The organism is Myxococcus sp. CA051A, from assembly GCF_013336705.1.
Lineage (GTDB): Bacteria > Myxococcota > Myxococcia > Myxococcales > Myxococcaceae > Myxococcus > Myxococcus llanfairpwllgwyngyllgogerychwyrndrobwllllantysiliogogogochensis.
Window position 1 is genome coordinate 1 of record NZ_JABUMS010000089.1, and the last position, 413, is coordinate 413.

At 72.6% G+C, this 413-nt stretch carries 1 pseudogene; it reads left to right on the forward strand.

The window, feature by feature from the left end:
* Positions 1-109: 109 nt before the first annotated feature.
* A pseudogene (locus HUA74_RS45040) lies at positions 110-413 on the forward strand (cupin-like domain-containing protein); the annotation flags it as partial.

Genomic DNA, 413 nt, shown 5'->3' on the forward strand with positions numbered 1-413 from the left:
CGCTCGGCCTGTGGGCGACGGTGGCCCTGACGGTGGTGAGCGCCCTGGGGCTCACCGCGTGGGCGAAGCGCCGGCTCGCGGTGCCGGTGGTTGCGAGGGAGGTGGCGGCATGAAGCCCTGGACACCCGTCGAGCGCATCGCGCGACTCTCACCCGAAGCGCTCGCCGCGCGCACCACGCCGGTCATCCTCACCAGCGCCATCCAGGACTGGCCCGCGCTGGGGAAGTGGACGCCCGCGTACTTCCGCGACGTCTGCGGAGCACAGGAGGTGTGGCTGCACCGCTTCACCCGGCGCAATGCGCTGAAGGCCACGCTGGGAACGTACGTGGACGGGCTGGAGGGCAGGGGCCCGCTCGCGGATGGTGGGCCCGAGCTGTACTTCGCCTACGACGCCTCCGTGCTCGGAGGCGCCA